The sequence below is a fragment of the Nostoc cf. edaphicum LEGE 07299 genome, assembly GCF_015207245.1.
GTDB classification, from domain to species: Bacteria; Cyanobacteriota; Cyanobacteriia; order Cyanobacteriales; family Nostocaceae; genus Nostoc; species Nostoc edaphicum_B.
The window spans coordinates 1-6,548 of the sequence record NZ_JADEXF010000199.1 but is presented as its reverse complement, the minus strand read 5'-3'; the positions used below and the strand labels follow the sequence as shown (position 1 = coordinate 6,548).

Here is a 6,548-nt window from a genome sequence, read left to right as displayed (position 1 = left end):
CATTTGAACGTCATAATCGCCAAAGTTGGCAATTGCTGTCAATTCCTACACGCGCACAAATTGAAGCACGGCACATCCTGAAATTGCAAGAACTGGTGCGAGAAGCTTTGACAGGTGAGCGTTTGGCTTCATTCTTGCCGATTGTTAGCGAACTAATTGAAGAATACGATGCTCAAGCGATCGCCGCCGCTGCATTACAAATCGCTTACGATCAAACTCGCCCCGCTTGGTTGAGTTCAGATGTAGAAATTCCCCAAGAAGAATCTTCTGCTCCCAAACCAAGACTCGGCAAACGTCGTGAATCTTCCAGCGATCGCCCCCGTTCTGCCTGGAAATCAGATAGCAGCAATGGTGAAGAAAGACATTCTTCTCCCAAGCCGAAACTACGGACAAGTGGACAGGATTCTTCTGCATCTCCTAGCAAAAAGATAGGTTCACCTACAGCTAGGGAATCAGCTTCTTAGTCTAAGGTTAATTAATTTTGGATTTTAGACTTCGGCGTGAGCGCTCAGTCGAACGCTTTTCCCTTTAATCCAAAATCCAAATCTAAAAATTAGCAAAGTTGAGAGTTGAGAGTTAAGAGTCAAGAGTTAAGATTTTGACTTTATACTCTTGACTTTTTGATACTCTTGACTTTTTGGCTTTTTTAGACAAATCAAAAATACTACAGCCAAGGACGACTAACTTGTTCTAATTCTCCAATTTCATCGTTGCTCAATCTCCAGCCCAAAGCACCAGCATTCTGCCGTACCTGTTCGGCTGTCTTCACCCCAGCAATGGGAATAACGTTCCCCTGAGCAATTAACCAGTTGAGAGCAACTTGGGCAGGAGTGCGATCGTATTTTTCCCCGAAGTTGCGTAGCAAAGATATAACTGGGGCAATTTTTTGCAGACCTTCTTTCTTAAATCGTGGGTCTATTTTCCTTGCACCAGTGGGGGTTTCGGCACTATCAATACTAATACTGTACTTCCCAGTGAGTAATCCCTGAGCCAAAGGACTATAAGCCAAGATAGTCACACCCAACTCACGGGCAGTTGCCAGAATCCCCTTGCTTTCAACTTGGCGACTGAGTAAAGAATAGCGTACTTGGTTCACAGCCAAAGGCACTCCACGGGTCGCCAATATTTGATGCGCGTCTCGCATTTGTTCTGCTGAGTAATTACTCACGCCGACTGCGGCAATTCTGCCCCGCTTCACTTCATCCGCTAGGGCATTCATCAAAGTTTCTTGACTTAAAAAGAAGGCAAAAGGCCAATGCACTTGATACAAGGCGATTCGCTCAAGTTGTAGCCGTTTGAGGCTAGCTGTTAAAGCATCCGAGACAGATTGGGCTGTAAATCGCCACGGTAGGGGGCCAAATTTGGTGGCTATTTGTACAGGTTGTTGTGTCTGTTGCAGAAATTGCCCCAAAAATTTCTCTGATAGTCCCATTCCGTAGACTTCGGCAGTATCAAAGAAAGTAATACCAGCTTCTAAGGCTGCTGTAAAGGCTTCTTGTAACTGTTCTGGGCCGTAGCGATCGCCATAATTCCAAAATAGTTTATCACCCCAAGCCCAAGTGCCTATGCACAAAGGTGTAACAGATGGGCCATTTTGCCCCAATGTGATGTTTTCCACGGTTGCAAAATTTAGTTTATTTACATTTCTTTACTTTTATAGTGTATCGTTACAGACAAGATTGGGTGCGATCGTCACCACTTAGCTGCAAATCTTGTTGTGTCGCAGCTACGCCCGTCATAGACATCGCGCCTTGCATAAAGATTTAAAAACTGAATCAAACGCACATAAACAAGATCCCCGACTTCTCGAAGAAGTCGGGGATCTGCGGGTCGCAATTCTCACAAATCAAATAGGATTGCTATGGTTGAGTATATTTACTTGTATTTAAGAATTAGATGATTTATCCTGCTTGGGTTTTTTGATCAATTCCATGTAGACATTAATCTCACTAATTTCTACATCATGCTCAACTCTGGTTACTTTCCATTTCTCCTTTTTTAGATAAACTTCCTCTCCTACTCTGGGAGTAAATTGGAGATCGTAGAATTTTTTTAGAAAATCTTTTTGATTTTCTTCCCATAATATTACTTTGGCTGGTTCTTTACTCATTGCCTATGCCTTTTTGGTTACTAAATAAAGGTAAGTAGTTTGATGACATACATACGGCAAGTTTATCTTACTAATTCAATGAAATAACGTAGTTAAAACCACAATTTCACATTGATATTTTTATGTGGTTTGTTTGCGTCCGATAAAGTTATTTTGGGTTTGCTATTACATATAGTGGAATTCTGAAGCGTTTTTTAAGTCCTCCATTGCACCTTGGTAATCTTTTAGGGCAGCACGAATGCTACTTCGTTTGTTATAAGCTTGAGAATTGTTAGGATTAATACGCAGTAATTGATTTAAATCTTCAAGTGCTTGTTGATAGTTTCCCAGATTGTAATGAACACTACCCCGGTTATAGTAAGCTTCGGTAAATGCAGGATTGATTTCCAAAACTTGGTTATAGTCGTTAAGTGCTTTCATATAGTCACTTAAGTTCTCATGCACAAGTCCACGGTAGTAGTATGTTAGAGTATCTTCACAATTAATTTGCACGGCTTGGGAATAATCTTCAAGCGCTTCTTGGTAATTCCCCAGGTAATAATGTGCAAGCCCCCGCCGACTGTAAGCTTCAGCAAAGTCGGGATAGATCCGTAAAGTGTAATTGTAATCCTCAATTGCTCTATGTAAGTCTTTTAAGCGATAAAAGGCAACTCCTCGGTAAAAATATGCTTCAGCAAGGTCAGGCTTAATTTTCAGTGCTTGGCTATAATTACCAATGGCTTCCTGCATCTCTCCCAGATTGCTACGGACAAAACCACGGTAGAAGTAAGCTAAGGCTTCATTGGGATTAAGGAATAGTATTTCGCTGTAATCCTCAATTGCTTTTAGATTATCTCCCAAACTGTAGTGAACATGACCCCTCTGGTAGTAAGCATCTATATATTGAGGGTTTAGGTTAATAGCTTGAGTAAAATCTTCAATCGCCCCTTTCTGAAATTCTCCCTCAGTCTTGGCTAGCCCTCTTTGGTAGTGTAACTGGGCATTATTGGGGTTAAGCTTTAGTGCTTGGGTAAAGTTCTCAATTGCTCCCAAAAAATCCTGATTTCGATGACATATCAGCCCTTTTTGAACGTAATTAGTAGCATTATTTGTCTTTCGTATATAATTCCGGTTCCCTTTAAATTGCTGCTCATATTTTTTCTGTTGCAAGTCATCTGGTTGACAGCCACGAATATATTCTTTGAGAATGCTATTACGGTTAGGGTGGCGTAATTTGCGGAGTGCTTTCGCCTCAATTTGACGAATCCGTTCGCGGGTGGCGTTAAAAATCTGACCAATTTCCTCAAGGGTTTTCATGCGTCCATCATCCAAGCCGTAACGCAGTTTTATAACATCACTTTCACGAGGACTAAGACTGTCGAGAACTTTTTCTAAATCTTCCCGCAACGTATTTTTATAAAGTTGTTCTTCTGGGGTTTCCTCATCGGATTCAATAAAATCGCCAAATCGAGAATCTTCTTCTTTCCCAATGGGCGTTTCTAGTGAAATGGGTAGCTGGGCAGATTTAGCAATAAACCGCAACTTCTCAATGGTCATTTCCATCCGAGTAGCGATTTCTTCTTCAGTGGGTTTGCGACCCATTTCTTGAGACAGTAACTTGGTAGTTTTTTTAATCCGAGAGATGGTTTCGTAAAGGTGAACTGGAAGCCGAATTGTGCGGGATTGATCTGCGATCGCCCTGGTAATTGCCTGACGAATCCACCATGTAGCATAAGTAGAAAACTTGTAACCTTTTTCGTAGTCAAACTTTTCTGCGGCGCGAATTAAACCAAGACTACCTTCCTGAACTAAGTCTTGAAAAGACAAACCACGATTCATGTATTTCTTGGAAATTGAAACCACAAGGCGCAGGTTAGATTGCACCATCTTATTTTTTGCTCTGCGACCAACATGCAGCCGATAAAGAAAGCCTGGTAATGGCAGTTGTACAGCTTTTGCCCATTCACTATAATTAGGGCTACGCTCCAACTGTTCTGAAAGCTTTTCCCGTACCCATTCTAATTCCAACAAATCGGCGATTTTCCGCGCCAATTCAATTTCTTCATCTGCCCGCAACAGCCGAATTCTACCAATTTTTTGCAAGTAAAGGCGAATTGAATCTTCGGTATAATGCTTTTTCTGAGTTTGCTTCCAATGATGGAAGTTCGTACTCCTAGCAGAGTAACCGTCTTCTTCATCTAGCGGAATTTCTAAAAATTCATCTTCGCCTTCATTGATGATCAGCAAGTCCTCTTCATCGTCTATTAGTTGTTTTTAAGGTCACTTCCTACTAAGTCTCAACTACGATGAAGTCCTGAGCATCTTAATCTGTCACATTTTGAAGCGATCGCTTTGGAAACCATAAAGAGGCAATCCCTAAGTAGACTGCGATCGCAACTTCCATTTTTCGTTCGCTGATTTGGAACGGGTAGGGTTTATCTTTATTTAAAGAGAGAGATTAAATCCTATAAACTATACGAAAAAGTAGCTATGGCAAGCGGTGAAGTATTTGATACTAAAACTAAATCCTTATCTGTGCCAAGGGTAAATCTGCTGACCATGTTCCGGCTGGGTTTATTTCAGATGGGGTTGAGTATGATGTCTATTCTGACTCTGGGGGTACTCAACAGAGTCATGATTCAAGAAATAGCAATTCCGGCGACGCTAGTATCAGTCGTTCTAGCACTGCCTTTATTTGTTGCTCCCTCCCGTATCTGGTTCGGCCAGATTTCCGATGCCAAGCCTTTATTGGGATACCACCGCACAGCTTATGTTTGGGTGGGCGCGGCAATATTTGCGATCGCAGCATTTTTAGCGGTACAAGTAATGTGGCAGATGAATCTTGCTGGAAATAGTACAGGTACTTGGGTATGGACAACCCAAACAATCGGTTGGACAGCACTTTTGGCTTTAGTTTTCGCTGTATACGGTCTAGGAATTTGTGCTAGTGGTACTGCCTTTGCTGCTTTGTTGGTGGATATATCTGAAGAAGATAACCGTTCTAAAGTAGTCGGTGTGGTTTGGTCGATGCTAATGGTGGGGATTATTGTTGGCGCGATTATCAGTGCCAGCTTGCTGAAACAGTTAACTCCAGAAGCAACTGTAGAAACCTTGCAGCCAGCCATCAACCGATTGTTTACTATCGTCCCAGCAATTGTATTTGGTTTAGCGATCGCAGCAACATTCGGCGTAGAAAAAAAGTACTCCCAATACTCAACCCGTTCCACACTGGCGAACCGGGAAGACAGCATTACTTTAGGCAATGCTTGGAAAATCTTGACAGCTAGCCCACAAACAGGTATATTTTTCACCTTTTTATTGGTGATGACCATCAGTTTGTTTATGCAAGACCCAATTTTGGAACCTTATGCGGGTCAAGTGTTTAAAATGCCCCTAGCGGAAAGTACCAAATTAAATATTTTTTATGGAACTGGTCTACTGATTGCCTACGGCGTTACGGGCTTTTTCATAGTGCCGCGTTTGGGTAAGCGCAGAACCGCACGTTTTGGCTGTATGTTGGTAGCATTCTGTGCAATATTGCTAGGTATCTCAGGATTCACAGCTAATGCAGCAGTTCTCAAATTAGGTTTGGTCTTGTTCGGTTTAGCCACAGGTTTCTTAACAACGGCAGCAATTAGCTTAATGTTGGATCTTACCGCAGCAGAAGCCGCAGGTACATTTATTGGGGCATGGGGATTAGCGCAGTCCCTCTCTAGAGGAATTGCGGTGGTAATCGGAGGTACAGTTTTGGATATTGGACGCAACCTACTACCTAGCCTAGAGTTAGCTTATGGACTGGTATTCGTTCTAGAAGCTGTAGGAATGGTGCTGTCGATTTGGTTTCTGAATCGGGTGAACATCACAGAATTTCAAACAAGTACCAAGCAAGCGATCGCTTCAGTTTTAGAAAGCGATTTAGACTAAACTGTATAGGGCATTGGGCATTGAGCATTGGGCATGGGGCATGGGACAAATGACAAATGACAAATGACTAATAACCATGAATGATTTTTGGACAACAATTCTTGATTTTGCCCAAACTACCACTGTCAGAGTGGGCAAGCAGCTAATGCAAGATTTTGGGCAAGTACAGGCTTCCCAAAAAGCTGATGGTAGTTTGGTGACGCAAGCAGATAAATGGGCAGATCAGGAAATTCGGGATGCGATCGCTTCTAGTTTCCTTGGCTATGGCATTTTGAGCGAAGAGAGCGATCAGTCATTTCCCGGTACGGAGTGGTGCTGGGTAATTGACCCTCTGGACGGTACAACCAACTTCACACGCGGCATTCCCATCTGGACAATATCTCTGGGTTTACTGTATCGAGGTACACCCATCTTTGGTTATATTTACGCACCAACATTGAATCAAGCTTTTCATGGTTTCTGGGCAGGTTCATCTGGTTTAGCAACACCAACAGGAGCATTTCTCAACCACCACCCCATCCACACTAGTATAGAT

At 42.4% G+C, this 6,548-nt stretch carries 5 protein-coding genes and 2 pseudogenes; 3 read left to right on the top strand and 4 right to left on the bottom strand.

Annotation, left to right across the window (positions count from 1 at the left end; translation table 11 throughout):
* Nucleotides 1-464, top strand: a pseudogene (locus IQ229_RS08075) (DEAD/DEAH box helicase); the annotation flags it as partial.
* A 200-nt stretch (nt 465-664) separates the two neighbouring features.
* Here IQ229_RS08075 and IQ229_RS08070 read toward each other — a convergent pair.
* From IQ229_RS08070 to rpoD, 4 genes and pseudogenes are all read right to left on the bottom strand, one after another.
* A complete protein-coding gene (locus IQ229_RS08070) occupies nt 665-1,618 on the bottom strand; it encodes an aldo/keto reductase (protein WP_194042764.1) in 954 nt (317 codons plus the stop codon).
* A gap of 267 nt (nt 1,619-1,885) precedes the next feature.
* Nucleotides 1,886-2,110, bottom strand: coding sequence for a hypothetical protein (locus tag IQ229_RS08065; protein WP_194042762.1), 225 nt, complete (start codon nt 2,108-2,110; stop codon nt 1,886-1,888).
* A 165-nt stretch (nt 2,111-2,275) separates the two neighbouring features.
* Nucleotides 2,276-3,259, bottom strand: a complete 984-nt coding sequence (locus tag IQ229_RS23810) for a tetratricopeptide repeat protein (protein ID WP_228013293.1) — start codon at nt 3,257-3,259, stop codon at nt 2,276-2,278.
* A gap of 18 nt (nt 3,260-3,277) precedes the next feature.
* Nucleotides 3,278-4,357 (bottom strand): annotated as a pseudogene (gene rpoD, locus IQ229_RS23805) (RNA polymerase sigma factor RpoD); the annotation flags it as partial.
* Nucleotides 4,358-4,579: 222 nt separating this feature from the next.
* Here rpoD and IQ229_RS08055 point away from each other — a divergent pair.
* Complete coding sequence (locus IQ229_RS08055) at nt 4,580-6,013, top strand: BCD family MFS transporter (protein WP_194042758.1); 1,434 nt, start codon at nt 4,580-4,582, stop codon at nt 6,011-6,013.
* Between the two features lie 76 nt (nt 6,014-6,089).
* The coding region (locus tag IQ229_RS08050) for an inositol monophosphatase family protein (RefSeq protein WP_322743956.1) at nt 6,090-6,548 on the top strand (459 nt) is incomplete at its 3' end.

Coding starts and splice junctions, on each gene's coding strand:
- IQ229_RS08065 (WP_194042762.1), bottom strand. CDS start 2,110: ATGAGTAAAGAACCAGCCAAAGTAATATTATGGGAAGAAAATCAAAAA.
- IQ229_RS08055 (WP_194042758.1), top strand. CDS start 4,580: ATGGCAAGCGGTGAAGTATTTGATACTAAAACTAAATCCTTATCTGTG.